Genomic DNA, 16599 nt, shown 5'->3' with positions numbered 1-16599 from the left:
ATTTTGAGAGACTCCCATGAGCGAACTGCTAAACACCCTGATGCGGGATGCCCGTGTCTGGCAGGGGCACCGTCACACCGCCACACACCAACCCGCCGAGTCAACCGGCTACCAGCGCCTGGACAACCAACTGGGCGGACTCGGCTGGCCCACCGGTGCACTCAGCGAATGCCTGCTGGATGCCCCCGGTATTGGTGAACTGCACCTGTTGCTGCCACTGATGCAGCGGCTGTCCCATCGCGGAAAAACCGTGTTCTGGATCAACCCACCGCACACCCCCTATGCCCCGGCTCTGGCACGGGAAGGCGTGAACCTGGATCAGGTTGTGATGGTGCACACCGACAACCAGGGCGATTTCCTGTGGACACTGGAAAACTGCCTGCGCTCACCGGTCACCGGTCTGGTCATGGCCTGGCCCGATAAGCTGGCCGCCCGGGATATCCGGCGCCTGCAACTGGCTGCCGAAGCTGGCAGCAATGTGTGTGTACTGTTTCGGGAACGCCACCACGCAGAGCAGAACTCTCCCGCCGCCCTGCGCCTTGAGCTGACCCCCGGCGATCATCAGGCACTGAAAGTGAATATTGTGAAGCGCCGTGGTAGCTGGCCCGGCCAGCGCTGTTCGCTCAGCATGGGGCACCGGGCAGACCTGGCCAGCCAGGAAACACCTCGCATCATCCGGGGGCCCTGGCGACAGGGGCCAGGAACCGCCGCCAACCGGTAACCTCGTCATGATCTGGCTGTACCTGCACTTTCCGCACCTGTTGCTGGATCACATCCGGCGTGCCCGGGAGGACTCTGGCGCACTGGTGATTGTCGACGGCTCCGGACAAACCGTCCTCCAGGCCTGCCCGGAAGCCCGGGAACTGGGTGTACAGGTCGGCATGCGCCTGAAAACCGCCATCACGCTGGCGCCGGAATTGGCCATCGTACAGGCCGATGATCAACAGCAGGCCCGGATTCTGGAAGGGCAGGCTCGCTGGCTGTACCGGTACGCTGCCCATGTGGTGCCCAGACCACCGAATGGATTACTGGCCGAAGTCGGCAGCCTGCAACGGCTTTACGGCGGTCTGCCAGCTGTGTGGCAAACCGTGGAGCAGGCTCTGGATGAACATCAACTCACCGCCTGGAGCGGGCTCGGGCATACCCCCCTGGCGGCCAGACTGATTGCCCGCACCGGCAAGGGCGAATGCAACGCCGACCGGGACCACATTCTGCGCACCCTTGGTCAGCTGCCCCTGCAAGTGGCGGAGTTCGATGAGCGCACCTGCACCCGCCTGCAGCGTCTGGGACTGGATCGCCTTCAGCAAGTGTTTGACCTGCCACCGGCGGAACTGGCCCGGCGGCTGTCGCCGGAAACTCTGGCGCGTGTGCAGAAGATCCTCGGCTCCCGGCCCGACCCCCAACCGGACTGGCAGCCACCCCACCAGTTCCGGCAACAGGCGGACTTCGCACGGGAAATCGAACAGACTCAGGGGCTGCTTTTCCCGCTTCAGCGTATCCTGTCCGATCTGGAAGACGACCTGTGCTGGCGCCAGCAGGAAACCGATACCCTGTTCCTGACGCTTCAGCACCGGCATGAGGAACCCACCCGCCTGCGAATCCGAACCTCCGGGCCGGAACACCGGGCCGAAGCCTTCCTGAATCTGATTCGCCTGAGGCTGGAACGGCACCCTCTCCGGGCTCCGGTGCTGTCCCTACAGCTGTCAGTGAAACGGTTTCTCGGTCGCGAAGCCCCCACCGAACGGGACCTGCTGGGCGAAACCCAGGATCTGAACGAAGCCTGGCACACCCTGATGAGTCGGCTTCAGGCCCGGCTCGGCGAATCTGCCCTGAGCCAGCTGGCTCCACAGGCTGACCACCGCCCGGAGCGGGCCTGGAGTGCCGCAAGCCTGGCGCGCAAGCACCAGCCCACCGAAACAACCGGTTTGCCCCGCCGCCCGCTGTGGCTGCTGCAAGGACCACAACCGCTGACCTCACCCCCACAGGCGTGGTTTGCAGGCCCGGAACGCATCAGTGGCGGCTGGTGGGATGGCCAGCGAGTACTTCGGGACTACTACATTGCCCAGCTCGATAGCGGCCAGTTGGCCTGGGTATTCCGGGATACTCAAGGCGGCTGGTACATACACGGGTGGTTTGGCTGATGGAGCGACCGGGCTACGCCGAACTCACCTGTGTCAGCAATTTCAGCTTTTTAACCGGTGCGTCTCATCCTCATGAACTGGCTGAGCGTGCCGCTGGGCTGGGCTACCGGGCACTGGCAATCACCGATGCCTGCTCCGTGGCCGGCATCCCCCGGGCCTGGGCCGCCCTGAAGGACAGTCCGGTACAGCTCATCACCGGCAGCCACTTTGAACTGGACGATGCCCCGCCGGAGGCCTGCATACCCCGGTTCGTGCTGCTGGCCCGCACCCGCAGGGGCTATGGTCAATTATGCCAGCTGATCACCACCGGTCGACGCCGGGCTGAAAAGGGTCAGTACCAGCTGTTTTTTCGGGACATCGAAACCCACACCCTGGACGACTGCCTGTGCCTGTGGAACCCACCGGCACCGGCGGAAGCCAGTGCCGATCAGGCGCTGGCCTGCGGTGAATGGTTATTGCGCCTGTTCGAGCACCGGTTATGGCTGGCGGCCACCCGCACGCTGGAATCCGGCGAAGAACAGAAGCTGTCCCGTATCCGCTGGCTCGCCGATCAACTGCGCTGCCCGATTACCGCCACCGGCGATGTCCACATGCACAGCCGGGAACGCCAGCCCCTGCAGGATGTGCTCACTGCCCTGCACCATCACACCACCGTCGAGCACGCGGGCCATTGCCTGTTCCAGAATGCCGAACGCTACCTTCGGCCGCTGCCTGTCATTCAGCGATTATTTCCGGATGCCTGGCTGGAACAGAGCCTGAAAATCGCCGATCAGTGCACCTTCGAGCCCGGCAGCCTGCGCTACGAATACCCGCCCGATCTGGTACCGGAAGGCGAAACCCCCGCCGGCTACCTGAAACGCCTGACTCGCGAAGGCGAACGCCGGCGCTACCCAGGCGGCACGCCCCTCACTGTACAGGCCCTGATTCGCAAGGAGCTGGAACTGATTTCGGAGATGGAGTACGAACACTACTTCCTCACCATCCACGACATTGTCGCCTTTGCCCGCAACCGGGGCATCCTGTGCCAGGGCCGCGGCTCCGCTGCCAATTCCGCCGTGTGCTACTGCCTGGGCATTACCGAAGTAAACCCGGCCCGCGTGGAACTGCTGTTCGAACGTTTCATCTCCAAGGATCGCAACGAACCGCCCGATATCGACGTGGACTTCGAGCACGAACGCCGGGAAGAAGTCATCCAGTACATCTACCAGCGCTACTCCCGCGAGCGGGCCGCTCTCGCCGCCACCGTGATCCGCTACCGCCCGCGCAGCGCCATTCGCGATGTGGGCAAGGCACTGGGCTTTGATCCGGCACAGGTGGAGCAATTGCTGGAAGGCATCGACTGGCGGGACAAATCCACCAACTGGCGCCAGCAGATCCTCGACAAACGCCTGACCCGCAACCCCAGAGTGGCGGACCAGTTCTTTACCCTGGTGAACACCTTGCTGGGTTTCCCGCGCCACCTGTCCCAGCACGTGGGCGGCTTTGTCATCAGCGCCGGGCCACTGGCGGAACTGGTGCCGGTGGAAAACGCCGCCATGGCCGACCGGACCGTCATCCAGTGGGATAAGGACGACCTGGAAAGCCTTGGTTTAATGAAAGTGGATGTGCTGGCGCTGGGTATGCTGTCCGCCATTCGCAAAGCACTGGCTCTGATCAGCGAACGCAAGGGCGAGCCGTTCCGGATGCAGGACATCCCGGAGGAAGACCCGGCCACCTACGCCATGCTGCAAACCGGCGATAGCATCGGCGTATTCCAGGTGGAATCCCGCGCCCAGATCAACATGCTGCCCCGGCTGAAACCGGAAACCTATTACGACCTGGTGATCGAAGTGGCCATTGTCCGGCCCGGCCCCATCCAGGGCGACATGGTGCACCCGTACCTGCGCCGCAAGCACGGCCTGGAGCCAGTCAGCTACCCCAACGACGCCATCCGCAAAGTGCTGGAACGCACCCTTGGTGTGCCGATCTTTCAGGAACAGGTGATAAAACTGGCCATGGTGGCCGCCGGATTCTCTGCCGGGGAAGCCGACCAGCTCCGCCGGGCCATGGCCGCCTGGAAATCCCACGGCGACCTGACCCCGTTCCGGGAAAAACTGATTAGCGGCATGCTCGAACGAGGCCACGACGCCGACTTCGCCGAGCGTTTATACCAACAAATCTGCGGTTTCGGCGGGTACGGCTTCCCGGAATCCCACGCCGCTAGCTTCGCGCTGCTAGTGTATGTGTCTGCCTGGATCAAACGCCACCACCCCGCTGCCTTCTACTGCGCACTCCTGAACAGCCAGCCCATGGGCTTCTACTCCCCATCCCAACTGGTTCAGGATGCCAAGCGACATCAGGTCAGTGTTCTGCCGATGGATGTAAATCACAGCCAGTGGGACCACACCCTGGAAGGCCCGGACCAACACCTACGGCTGGGGCTTCGACTGGTACAGGGGCTCTCCTCTGCCGGTGCCCAACGGCTGTGCGAGCAACGGCCTGCAGGAGGTTACCGATCCGCCGGTGAACTACGAAAACTCGCTGGCCTCAACCAGCGAGATATGGAAATGCTGGCTGGCGCCAATGCCATGCCGGCATTCGCCACCAACCGACATCAGGCCTACTGGCAACTGCTCGATCACGAACAACCCACGGAACTGTTCGCGGCGGAAGCCCCCGAAGACTATCAGCCCGATCATTGCGAGCAGCTGCCAGAACCCAGCGAAGGCCAGAACGTTCTGGCCGACTACGCCAGCCTGGGCCTCAGCCTCCAGCGCCACCCCCTCGCCCTGCTCCGGGAACAGGGCCATCTGAAGTTCTGCCACACCGCCGAAGAGCTCAAATCCACCCGGGCCGGCGTACCCGTTCAGATCGCCGGGCTGGTCACCGGCCGCCAACGCCCCGGCTCCGCCTCCGGCGTTACCTTCGTGACCCTGGAAGACGAAACCGGCAACGTGAACGTCGTGGTCTGGCTGGAAACCGCCCGTCGCCAACGCAAGCCATTGTTAACCGCGCGGCTTCTGCATGTGAAAGGCGTGCTGGAACGTGAGGGAGACATCGTTCATGTCATGGCCGGAAAGCTCTCTGACCTGAGCCACCTGATTCAAAAACTTCCGGTTAGTTCGAGGGATTTTCACTAATCTCTGGAGAAGCCCGTTAGGGGTGTCTGTTCAGGAAACGCTACAAGCACATCCATGTGCGCTTGCCTTCGGCCATCCTTGGCCTCAGACATTCCTGAACAGACACCCCTAACGCGCCCGAACATTTACGTTCGCTGCCCCAAAACAAGAAAACCCCGCACAAAGGCGGGGTTCTCCGTACTGCGATGTAAAGATCAGCCCAACAGCTTGATCATCACACCCGCAGCAACTGCAGAGCCGATAACACCTGCCACGTTCGGGCCCATGGCGTGCATCAGCAGGAAGTTCTGCGGGTTGGCTTCCAGACCAACCTTGTTGGATACCCGCGCTGCCATCGGCACCGCAGATACACCGGCAGAACCGATCAGCGGGTTGATCTGCTCTTTACTGAGCTTGTTCATCAACTTGGCCATCAGAACACCCGATGCGGTACCTACGCCAAAGGCTACGATACCCAGGCCCAGGATACCCAGAGTCTGGCCATCCAGGAACTTGTCCGCCATCAGCTTGGAGCCTACGGACAGGCCCAGGAAGATGGTCACGATGTTGATCAGCGCATTCTGGGCAGTATCGCTCAGACGCTCAACCACACCACACTCACGCATCAGGTTACCGAAGCAGAACATACCCAGCAGCGGCGCCGCATCCGGCAGGAACAGCACAACCGCAATCAGAACCACCAGCGGGAACGCAATCTTCTCGCGCTTGCTGACCGGGCGCAGCTGGGACATCTTGATCTTCCGCTCTTCCGCAGAAGTCAGCGCCTTCATGATCGGCGGCTGAATCATCGGAACCAGCGCCATGTAGGCATAGGCCGAAACCGCGATCGCACCCAGCAGATGCGGAGCCAGTACGCTGGACACGTAGATGGAGGTCGGGCCATCAGCACCACCGATGATACCAATAGCCGCCGCTTCCAGAATGGTGAACTCCAGAACGCCGGTCCAGTCCAGCAGCGCAGCGCCGATAACCGTGCCGAAGATACCGAACTGAGCAGCAGCGCCCAGCAGCAGGGTCTTCGGATTGGCCAGCAGCGGACCGAAGTCGGTCATCGCGCCTACACCCATGAAGATCAGCAGCGGCCCGATGGTGCTGCCGATAACCACGGTGTAGAAGTTATACAGCATGCCGTTGCCGTAGCCGAGGTCCTGGGCCGCAGCATTCGCCAGGGCCATCTGGGTGTGACTGGCTTCTTTAATAGCCACCTTGAAGGCTTCTTTCAGTTCGGGCGTTACCGCCTGCCCGGCCTGATAAGCCACATCCAGAGGCGCCGCCAGCGCGACCAGCGCTTCGGCCGTACCGTTTTTCAGCGCGAAGTGGATGGCATTTTCCGCCGCAGACAGGGCTAGTCCTGCCTCCGGGATGTTCGCCAGAATACCGCCGAAACCAATAGGCACCAGCAGCAACGGCTCAAAGCCCTTGCGGATCGCGAGGAACAGCAGGAGAAGGCCGATGGCGATCATCACCACCTGGCCCGGCTCTATATTGAACAGGCCACTACCTGTCCAGAGTGTCATCATTTTTTCCATGGAATGCTGGCCCTTATCCGATTGTCAGCATTTCATCATCAGGGGAGACGGCATCACCGACCTTGATGAAGACTTCGCCGATGGTACCGGCTTTGGGTGCGCGAACCTCGGTTTCCATTTTCATGGCCTCAAGGATGATCAGCACATCGCCTTCCTCAACGGTGTCGCCCGGAGAGACAAGTACCTTGAAGATGTTGCCGCCCAGAGGAGCAACCACAGGTTCACCTTCGCCAGCGGCCGGAGCCGGTGCAGACGCAGCAGCCGGTGCGGAAGCGGCACCACCATCGCCCTGGATCTGGGTGATTTCACCACCTTCGGAAACAGCAACCACAAACTTCTTGCCGTTCACGTCTACGGTGTAGGTTTCGGGGCCGCTTGCCTTCTTGGCAGGCGCAACGTCGTCAGCAGACGGTACCGGCTCGAAAGCGTCCGGGTTGCCGCGGTTTTCCAGGAACTTCAGACCAATCTGCGGGAACAGTGCGTAGGTCAGTACGTCGTCCACTTCCTGCTCGGCCAGCTTGATACCTTTATCGCTGGCAATTTCCTTCAGCTCAGCAGTCAGCTTGTCCATTTCCGGCTCGATCAGGTCTGCCGGACGGCAGGTAACGGGTTCTTTACCATCCAGAACGCGATCCTGCAGTTCCTTGTTGAACGGTGCCGGTGCTGAACCGTACTCACCCTTCAGGATGGCGGACGTTTCCTTGGAGATGGACTTGTACCGCTCACCGGTCAGAACATTCAGTACCGCCTGAGTACCAACGATCTGGGACGTCGGGGTGACCAGCGGGATGAAGCCCAGGTCTTCACGAACCTTGGGAATCTCGGCCAGAACCTGATCAAACTTGTCAGCGGCATTCTGCTCTTTGAGCTGGCTTTCCATGTTGGTCAGCATGCCACCCGGAACCTGAGCGGTCAGGATGCGGGAATCTACGCCGCGCAGGCTGCCCTCAAACTTCGCGTACTTTTTACGCACTTCACGGAAGTAGCCGGCGATTTCCTCAAGCAGGTTCAGATCCAGACCGGTGTCACGATCGGTACCTTCCAGAATCGCGACCACAGCCTCGGTGGGTGAATGGCCGTAGGTCATGGACATGGAGGAAATAGCCGTGTCCACGTTATCGATACCAGCCTCAGCGGCCTTAATGGCAGTTGCGGTAGACATACCAGTGGTCGCGTGACACTGCATGTGAATCGGGATATCGAGTTCTTTCTTGAGACGGCTGACCAGGTCAAACGCCACATACGGCTTCAGCAGGCCTGCCATATCCTTGATGGCAATGGAGTCGGCACCCATGCTGGCCACTTCCTTCGCCATATCCACCCACATTTCGATGGTGTGCACCGGGCTGGTGGTGTAGGCGATGGTGCCCTGGGCGTGCTTGCCGGTTTTCTTTACGGCCTTGATCGCGGTATCGAGGTTCCGCGGGTCATTCATCGCATCGAAGATACGGAATACGTCCACGCCATTCTCAGCGGCACGATCACAAAAACGCTCTACGACATCATCCGCGTAGTGACGGTACCCCAGCAAGTTCTGCCCCCGCAGAAGCATTTGCTGTTGGGTGTTGGGCATGGCTTTTTTCAGCTCACGGATCCGCTCCCACGGATCTTCGCCCAGGTAACGGATACAGGCATCAAAGGTAGCGCCGCCCCAGGATTCCAGGGACCAGAAACCGACCTTGTCGAGTTTCTCGGCAATCGGCAGCATGTCATCCAGCCGCATGCGGGTGGCAAGCAGGGATTGGTGGGCGTCGCGCAGGATAACGTCCGTAATCCCAAGCGGTTTCTTTGAATCAGTCATCGTGTCAGCCTTCTGTTACAAGGTTCTAATCCGTTTACCGTGTCACTTCTTGTGGCGTGAACGGTATTGTGCAATTGCCTTCTTGATGGCCTCGGCGGTGTCCGGGTCGACCGCTGCGGGCGTTTTGGGCTTGGCACGTGGCGTTTTCGCCGGGGTTGCCGGCTCGGGTGCAAACCGGGCAATGATTTTGGACATGAGCAGAGTTGCGAAAACCAAGATCACCAGGAACGCAAACACGAAGCCCATGCCGGCAATCATCAGATCCGCGGCTTGTGACATCAGGGTATCCATATCCGATAGCTACCTGTCTAAAGTGAGTGATTTTCCCGCCTTGTGTGGCCAGACCACTTAGACCAATGTCTAATGCGATGCCGGAACAAATCGGGAGGCAAAATCCTGCGTAATTTACCGTTTTAACAGTCGATGAGCAAGCTAAGCTCAACTGACTATAAGGAGTTTCCGAAGCTAACACACAAAACGGAATAGCCGCTACAGCAGGGCTCTCGTGTGCAATCAGGCAAAACGGACACGGAATTTCCGCCCCTTGATCCGCCCCTTCTCCAAACGCTTGAGCGCCGACGATGCCTGCCCGCGTTCAATGGCCACAAAGCATTGAAAATCGAACAAATCAATCTTGCCGACAGAAGTACTCGGAATGCCGGCCTCCCCGGTGAGCGCTCCCAATACATCCCCGGGGCGAACTTTGTTTTTGCGCCCGCCGGCAATACAGATGGTTTTCATTGGCGGAACGCGAGGCTGCGAAGGCGTAGCCAGGAGCTCACCTGAATCGCCCCACTCCAGAGGCTTCCCACGGGCTTTTTCCAGTTGCGATAACTTGTGCCCGCGCGCCGGGGTACAGAGGGTGACCGCCATGCCTTTTTCGCCGGCACGCCCCGTTCGCCCTACCCTGTGGGTGTGCACTTCCGGATCACGGGCCGGCTCCGCATTGATCACCAAGGGAAGGGATTTGATATCCAACCCCCGGGCAGCCACGTCCGTTGCCACCAACACTGAGGCGCTCCTGTTGGCAAAGCGAACCAACACGCTGTCCCGGTCTCGCTGGTCGAGATCCCCGTGCAGCGCTACCGCCGCGAAGCCCCCCGCGCGAAGGCCCTCTGCCAGATCATCGCATTGTTGCTTCGTGGTGCAGAAAACAATGCAGGATTCCGGCTGATGGCGGGACAACAATGCCTCGACAGCCTTTTCTGTGGTGCTTGGCTCCACCTCATAGAACCACTCGCTGATATCCGGGTTCGCCTCTCCCGCTTCAACCCGCACATCCTCTGGCTCATTCTGAAAGCGTTTGCTCAAGCCACGCACCGACTCAGGCCAGGTCGCCGAAAACATCAAGGTCTGCCGCCTGGCGGGCACCTCCTGGAGAATGGCATCAACACTATCCTGAAACCCCATATCCAGCATGCGATCAGCCTCATCCAGAACCACCGTGCTGACCCGATCCAGTGTCAGGGTGCCTTTACGCAAATGGTCCTGGATACGACCAGGCGTCCCGACCACGATATGGGCGCCATGGCTCAGAGAACCAATCTGCGGACCGATAGGCACGCCCCCGCATAGTGTAAGCACCTTGATATTCTCTTTCGCCCGAGCCAGCTCCCGCAGGGCCTTGGACACCTGGTCTGCCAGCTCCCTTGTGGGACACAACACCAGACCCTGAACCGCAAACATACGCGGCCGCAGGCCTTCAATCAGCCCGATACCAAAGGCCGCCGTCTTACCACTACCCGTCTGGGCCTGAGCGATGACATCACGACCACCCAGGGCATGGGGCAGCGTTTTCGCCTGCACCTCTGTCGGCTGCCGAAAGCCAAGGCGCTCCAGATTGCGAAGCATGGAAGGGGAAAGTTCAAATTTCTCAAAAGAGCTCATACGGGGACACCAGACGGTCAGCAAGGCGGGTTAGGAAGCACAAAAGCGAGCGCGTATACTACCGCATTCGGAAAAGCGAGTTTGCACCAAATTACGGAGTTACCCATGCCCTCCCTTCAGGACCAGCTACTGAAAGCCGGCCTGGCCGATGAAAAAAAGGCCAAGGCCATCCGCCAGGAAAAGCGAAAGAAACGTAAAACCCAGCCCAAGGGCGCCTTTCAGGAGTCCGAAGCGGAAATACGCGCACGCAAGGCCCGGGAAGAAAAAGCTGAACGTGACCGGGAACTGAACCGCCAGCGACAGCAAGAAGCCGAGAAAAAGGCCATTCAGGCCCAGATTCGGCAGATCATAGAAACCAATCGTCTTGACCGGAGCAAGGGCGAGACCTCATATCAGTTTGTGCACGACAAGAAGATCAAGAAAATCCTGGTCGACGATGGCATGTTCGACGCACTTTCCAGCGGCAGACTCGCGATTGCCAGCTTGAACGACAGCTTTGAGATCATTCCTGAAGCCGTTGCCCGAAAAATCATGGAGCGGGACGAGCATGCAATTGTCGTACTGCACGACCGCACCACCCAGCAGGAAAACGACGAAGACGATCCTTACGCTGGCTACGAAATTCCTGATGATTTGATGTGGTAACGAAAAATACCACCAACTTATGAATGCCAGTGGTACCGGCCCTCGCCCCGGTACTCACTGGCCGATATGGTGGCCCGTGAACAAATATTCCCTGCGTAAATCCCACCAGTACCAGCGCTCTTTAGTCCAGACCACACTGGCCTCAATCCGGTTTCCATTGCGAATCCCCTTCCAGACCATGGTGCCATGCTTGGGGCTGACCGCCGTCGCCTCAAAATGCACCAGACCATCCTCCCTGAACGCCCTGTATTCGGCTCCTTCAAACCCGTAATCCTGACAGGCCTGGGAGACAAGCCGACCGTCAGAAAACACCAGCCAGTCCGCATCCCCCTCATAGCTTGCCGTTAACTCCCAAAGGACACCGGCGAAACTGGCCCCATCCAGCAATGCTTCCTGCCCAGCACTGGACGAGCCCCAAAAACAAGCAATACAGACAACCAGGAGCCGGACAGGTGCAACGAATGCCTCCATGCTCATTTCCACCCCTCCCTTATTTGCTCCCGGGCAACTGCATCAACACTTGGACAAAGAGATTGGTCGTTAGTGCGCAAATCCGCCAGTAAAACGGGGAGTTTTTCTGGCCCTGCATGAAAGTTTGGGGAATACAGAAACAAAAAACCCCGCACTCGGCGGGGTTCTTTGTTCAATATGGCGCGGCTGGGAGGATTCGAACCTCCGACCGCCTGGTTCGTAGCCAGGTACTCTATCCAGCTGAGCTACAGCCGCTTAAAACTGAAGATTTGTGAGGAGTGGCGCGGCTGGGAGGATTCGAACCTCCGACCGCCTGGTTCGTAGCCAGGTACTCTATCCAGCTGAGCTACAGCCGCGCATCTTAAACTCACTGGTTGCTTGCTAGTTCAACCTGTTCTCGCCCCGAAAGGGAAATGGCGGAGAGGGAGGGATTCGAACCCTCGATACGCGCAATGCGTATGGTTCCTTAGCAGGGAACTGGTTTCAGCCACTCACCCACCTCTCCGTGAGGACGGGGCGTATACTACACATAAAAATTCCGTTTTCAAAGGGTTGACACATGTTTTTTACCACCGGATTTTCAACCCAATCAAAAAAGCCGCTCAGGTGCTTCCTGAACGGCTTTTTTCTGATCAACGATTGCCCGACTCTGGCTCATCCGAGCCCTTTTCAGACTGGATACGCTGATAGATTTCTTCCCGGTGCACCGCCACTTCCTTCGGTGCGTTAACGCCGATGCGAACCTGGTTCCCCTTCACTCCGAGAACGGTAACGGTGATTTCATCACCGACCATCAGAGTTTCGCCAACACGGCGAGTTAGAATCAACATATGCTCACTCCCTTTTCAGAGCTTCCTGTTCCGACAAATGGTCCCGATATAGCCTGCGCGTTTTTACCAGAATCCGAAATCAATCAGCAGACGCACATTCCCGTACTTGGTTCCAAATTGTCATAGATTTAGTCAATGAATCCCCATTTGGCAAGACATCCCAACCATATGCCATGGATTCAGCTTAGCTCTCTTCCTTGAGTGCGGGCTTATCTAATTCAAATTCGCTGTGCAGGGCGCGCACGGCCAATTCGAGGTACTTCTCGTCAATCACGACCGAGATCTTGATTTCAGAGGTGGAAATCATCTGAATGTTGATGCCCTCGTTGGACAGTGCCTCGAACATCCGCGTGGCCACGCCTGCGTGGGAACGCATACCAACACCAACAATGCTGACCTTGGCAATCTTGCTGTCGCCAGTCACCTCACGGGCACCCAGTTCTCCGGCTACCGAGCTGAGAACGTCGTGAGCACGACGGAAATCGTTGCGATGCACCGTGAACGTAAACGCGGTTTTGTTATCCTCGCCCACGTTCTGAACGATCATATCCACTTCGATGTTGGCATCACTGACCGGCTTAAGGATACGCAGCGCACTCCCGGGCGTATCAGGCACTCCGGAAATTGTCAGCTTGGCTTCATCGCGGTTGAACGCGATGCCAGATACTACCGGTTGCTCCATGGCGTCTTCATCCTCAAAAGTAATCAGGGTGCCCTCACCTTCCTGAAAACTGGAAAGCACCCGCAGGGGAACGTTGTATTTACCCGCAAATTCCACGGAACGAATCTGGAGCACTTTGGAGCCCAGACTCGCCATCTCGATCATTTCCTCGAAGGTAATCCGGTCGAGGCGACGCGCACTGTCAACCACGCGCGGGTCTGTGGTGTAAACGCCATCGACATCGGTGTAAATCTGGCACTCATCGGCCCGAAGCGCCGCCGCCAGTGCCACCGCTGTGGTATCGGAACCACCTCGTCCCAGCGTGGTTATGTTGCCCCGCTCATCAATGCCCTGAAAGCCCGCTACCACTACGACCCGGCCAGCATTGAGATCTTCACGCATATGCTGCTCGTCAATCTGCTTGATGCGCGCCTTGGTGTGCGTACTGTCTGTAACGATCCGCACCTGGGACCCTGTATAGGAGCGCGCGTCGCAGCCTCGCTTTTGCAGAGCCATGGACAGAAGCGCAATGGTCACTTGCTCACCCGTCGACACCAGCACGTCCATTTCGCGCGGTGTCGGCTCCTCCATGATGCTACTGGCCAGGCCGATCAAACGGTTGGTTTCGCCACTCATGGCAGAAACCACGACGACAACGTCATGACCTTCTTCCCGAAAACGGGCTACCTTGTCGGCAACCGCTTCAATGCGCTCGGTCGTTCCAACCGAGGTGCCACCAAACTTCTGAACCAACAGTGCCATTATTTTTTCACTAATCTGAAACGAGGCCACAGCAAAGCATGGCTTTGCCAGTCACAACCAAAAACGGACAGGATTATAACCTCCTGTCCGTTCCTGAAAACAATGATTTAACCGATATTTTTTTCGACCCAGGCCGGCACGTCCGCAAGGGCATCTGCCAGCTTGGAGGGATCGTTTCCTCCGCCCTGAGCCATGTCGGGCCGGCCACCTCCCTTGCCATCCACCTGGGCGGCAAGATACTTCATCAGGTCGCCGGCCTTGATCCGGGCGGTCGCGGATTTAGTGACACCTGCCACCAGAGTGACCTTCCCATCGACCGTGCTGGCCAGAACCACCACACCTTCACCCAACTTGTTCTTGAGCTGGTCGGCAGTTTCCATCAGAGCCTTACGGTCAGCACCTTCGAGTTCGGCAGCCACCACTTTCAGGCCACCCACCTCAACGGCGGAACTGGCCAGGTCACTACCTGCGGAACTGGCCAGCCTGGCCTTCAGCGCATCCACTTCCTTTTCAAGCTGTCGGCTGCGATCCAGTGCCTGCTGCACTTTTTCAACCACCGACTCCCGGGTGGCGCGCACCAGGCCTGCTGTTTCCCGTAGAGTCCGGTCGGTTTCGTCTACCCATTCCAGGGCACCAAAACCAGTGACTGCTTCAATTCGGCGAACACCGGAGGAAATACCACCTTCGGAGGTGATGCGGAACAACCCGATATCACCCGTGCGATTCACATGGGTGCCTCCGCACAGTTCCACGGAGTAGTTTTCTGTTCCCATACTCAATACCCGAACGGTATCACCGTACTTCTCGCCGAACAGAGCCATGGCGCCCTTCTCCTGGGCCGACTCCATATCAGTGACTTCGGTCTGAACGGGCGTATTCTCAAGAATCTGCTCGTTGACCTGACGCTCAATTTCACGCAACTGCTCGGCGGTCACCGCCTCGAAGTGGGAGAAGTCAAAACGCAGCTTGTCCGGGTCTACCAGCGAGCCCTTCTGGTTTACATGCTCGCCCAGCACCTTGCGCAGCGCTGCGTGCAGCAGGTGGGTGGCCGAGTGATTGCGGCGAATGCGTTCACGACGGGCGTGGTCGATACGTGCATCCACTTCCAACCCCGGGAACAACTCTCCCTCAATCAGGGTACCCACGTGCAAGTGGTTACCCCCTTCCTTACGGGTATCAGTGACTTTGAAACGACCACCGCTCCAGGTCAGGATGCCGGTATCACCCACCTGGCCACCGGATTCGGCGTAAAATGGTGTGCGCTCCAGCACGACTACCGCTTCATCACCCGCTTCCGCGTTCTTCTCTTCACCGCTGACAATCACCGCGCGGATCTTCTCGTGACCGTCTACATGTTCGTAACCGGTGAACTCGGTAGAACCCTCAATACTCAGGCCGGCAGCGTTGTAATCGATACCAAACTTACTGGCGGCACGGGCCCGCTCACGCTGGTTTTCCATGGCCTGCTCGTAACCTTCGTAGTCCAGGGTCAGACCGCGCTCTCGGGCGATGTCATTGGTCAGGTCCACCGGGAACCCGTAAGTATCGTAGAGGGTAAAGACGGTCTCACCGGGAATCACATCGCCTTTCAATTCAGCGATGTCCTGCTCGAGCAGACGCAGGCCTTTATCCAAAGTCTTGGCAAACTGCTCTTCCTCCTGCAGAAGCACCTTTTCAATCTGCTTCTGACTGCTGACAAGCTGGGGATAGGCTTCGCCCATCAGGTCGACCAGCGCACCAGTCAGCTTGAAGAAGAACGGATCACTGGCGCCCAGCTTGTTACCGTGACGCGCCGCCCGACGAATGATCCGCCGCAGTACAAATCCACGCCCCTCGTTCGACGGCATCACGCCGTCGGAAATCAGGAACGCACAGGAACGGATATGATCCGCCACCACGCGCAGACTCGCTTCAGTGGTGGCAACACCACCCAGCACATCCGACGCGGCCTTGAGCAGGTTCTGGAACAGGTCGATTTCGTAGTTGCTGTGAACACCCTGCAGCACTGCCGCAATTCGCTCCAGCCCCATACCGGTATCCACGGACGGCTTCGGCAGATTCATCATCTCGCCGTCGGCGGTACGGTTGTACTGCATGAAGACCACGTTCCAGATCTCGATGTAGCGGTCACCGTCTTCGTCCGGGGAACCGGGAGGACCACCTGCTACGTCCGGGCCATGATCGTAGAAGATTTCTGTGCAGGGACCACAGGGGCCGGTATCGCCCATCTGCCAGAAGTTGTCAGACGCGTAGCGAGCTCCCTTGTTGTCACCAATGCGAACAATACGGTCGGCCGGAACACCAATTTCTTTGTTCCAGATTTCATAGGCTTCGTCGTCATCCGCGTACACGGTGACCCACAGTTTTTCGGTCGGCAGCTTGAGCCACTGCTCGCCGGTCAGAAAGGTCCAGGCAAAATTGATGGCTTCGCGCTTGAAGTAGTCACCGAAGCTGAAGTTACCCAGCATCTCGAAAAAGGTGTGGTGACGAGCGGTGTAACCCACATTTTCCAGGTCATTGTGCTTGCCGCCGGCGCGCACGCACTTCTGGGAGGTGGTCGCCCGTGTATAGTCACGCTCTTCCCGACCCAGGAACAGATCCTTGAACTGGTTCATTCCCGCGTTGGTGAACAGCAGCGTGGGGTCGTCCGCCGGTACCAGTGAACTGCTTGAAACTACGGCATGACCCTGCTGCCGAAAATAATCGAGGAATGCTTGTCGCAACTCTGCGGTTTTCATAGCCCTTTGATACCT

Annotated in this window: 12 protein-coding genes and 3 tRNA genes; 4 read left to right on the top strand and 11 right to left on the bottom strand. The window is 58.7% G+C overall.

All coding sequences use genetic code 11. From position 1 onward, the window contains the following. The first annotated feature begins 16 nt into the window (after nucleotides 1-16). Genes imuA through K8I84_RS14210 form a run of 3 tightly spaced genes read left to right on the top strand, consistent with a single transcriptional unit; the run spans nucleotide 17 to nucleotide 5260 of the window. A complete protein-coding gene (gene imuA, locus K8I84_RS14220) occupies nucleotides 17-721 on the top strand; it encodes a translesion DNA synthesis-associated protein ImuA (RefSeq protein WP_223795444.1) in 705 nt (234 codons plus the stop codon). 7 nt (nucleotides 722-728) lie between these two features. Further along, nucleotides 729-2141, top strand: coding sequence for a Y-family DNA polymerase (locus K8I84_RS14215; RefSeq protein WP_223795443.1), 1413 nt, complete (start codon nucleotides 729-731; stop codon nucleotides 2139-2141). Then, entirely contained in the window at nucleotides 2141-5260 is a 3120-nt protein-coding gene (locus K8I84_RS14210) for an error-prone DNA polymerase (protein ID WP_223795442.1), read from the top strand. The genes K8I84_RS14215 and K8I84_RS14210 overlap by 1 nt, the downstream gene beginning before the upstream one ends. A gap of 194 nt (nucleotides 5261-5454) precedes the next feature. Here K8I84_RS14210 and K8I84_RS14205 read toward each other — a convergent pair whose 3' ends face one another. The 4 genes from K8I84_RS14205 to dbpA form a co-directional block, all read right to left on the bottom strand. Then, nucleotides 5455-6789: a sodium ion-translocating decarboxylase subunit beta gene (locus K8I84_RS14205; RefSeq protein ID WP_317848218.1), complete on the bottom strand. Its 1335-nt coding sequence runs from the start codon at nucleotides 6787-6789 to the stop codon at nucleotides 5455-5457. Between the two features lie 13 nt (nucleotides 6790-6802). Continuing rightward, nucleotides 6803-8590, bottom strand: a complete 1788-nt coding sequence (gene oadA / locus K8I84_RS14200) for a sodium-extruding oxaloacetate decarboxylase subunit alpha (RefSeq protein ID WP_223795440.1) — start codon at nucleotides 8588-8590, stop codon at nucleotides 6803-6805. A 42-nt stretch (nucleotides 8591-8632) separates the two neighbouring features. Beyond that, complete coding sequence (locus K8I84_RS14195; RefSeq protein WP_317848217.1) at nucleotides 8633-8881, bottom strand: OadG family protein; 249 nt, start codon at nucleotides 8879-8881, stop codon at nucleotides 8633-8635. Between the two features lie 222 nt (nucleotides 8882-9103). Beyond that, the gene (gene dbpA, locus K8I84_RS14190) at nucleotides 9104-10477 is read right to left on the bottom strand and encodes an ATP-dependent RNA helicase DbpA (RefSeq protein WP_223795438.1); all 1374 of its coding nucleotides are present in this window, start codon (nucleotides 10475-10477) and stop codon (nucleotides 9104-9106) included. Nucleotides 10478-10582: 105 nt separating this feature from the next. On the opposite strand from dbpA, the gene K8I84_RS14185 reads away from it, so the two are divergent. Next, a complete protein-coding gene (locus K8I84_RS14185; RefSeq protein WP_223795437.1) occupies nucleotides 10583-11122 on the top strand; it encodes a DUF2058 domain-containing protein in 540 nt (179 codons plus the stop codon). Nucleotides 11123-11176: 54 nt separating this feature from the next. Here the strand turns inward: K8I84_RS14185 and K8I84_RS14180 are convergent, their stop codons facing one another. From K8I84_RS14180 to alaS, 7 genes are all read right to left on the bottom strand, one after another. Further along, nucleotides 11177-11599: a hypothetical protein gene (locus tag K8I84_RS14180; protein WP_223795436.1), complete on the bottom strand. Its 423-nt coding sequence runs from the start codon at nucleotides 11597-11599 to the stop codon at nucleotides 11177-11179. A gap of 172 nt (nucleotides 11600-11771) precedes the next feature. Beyond that, a tRNA-Arg gene (locus K8I84_RS14175) sits at nucleotides 11772-11848 on the bottom strand. Nucleotides 11849-11872: 24 nt separating this feature from the next. Beyond that, nucleotides 11873-11949: transfer RNA gene (locus tag K8I84_RS14170), tRNA-Arg, on the bottom strand. Nucleotides 11950-12007: 58 nt separating this feature from the next. Beyond that, nucleotides 12008-12098 (bottom strand) — tRNA-Ser (locus K8I84_RS14165). Between the two features lie 127 nt (nucleotides 12099-12225). After that, nucleotides 12226-12423 carry a carbon storage regulator CsrA gene (gene csrA / locus K8I84_RS14160; RefSeq protein WP_223795435.1) on the bottom strand — a complete coding sequence of 66 codons (198 nt, stop codon included), beginning with the start codon at nucleotides 12421-12423 and terminating at the stop codon, nucleotides 12226-12228. A 184-nt stretch (nucleotides 12424-12607) separates the two neighbouring features. After that, nucleotides 12608-13846 carry an aspartate kinase gene (locus K8I84_RS14155; protein ID WP_223795434.1) on the bottom strand — a complete coding sequence of 413 codons (1239 nt, stop codon included), beginning with the start codon at nucleotides 13844-13846 and terminating at the stop codon, nucleotides 12608-12610. A 107-nt stretch (nucleotides 13847-13953) separates the two neighbouring features. Then, entirely contained in the window at nucleotides 13954-16584 is a 2631-nt protein-coding gene (alaS, locus tag K8I84_RS14150; protein ID WP_223795433.1) for an alanine--tRNA ligase, read from the bottom strand. Nucleotides 16585-16599: the final 15 nt, after the last annotated feature.

The organism is Marinobacter sp. F4216, from assembly GCF_019931195.1.
In the GTDB taxonomy this organism is placed as follows: Bacteria; Pseudomonadota; Gammaproteobacteria; order Pseudomonadales; family Oleiphilaceae; genus Marinobacter; species Marinobacter suaedae.
Note: the sequence above shows the minus strand (reverse complement) of the source record. Positions and strands in the feature narration are given on the sequence as shown.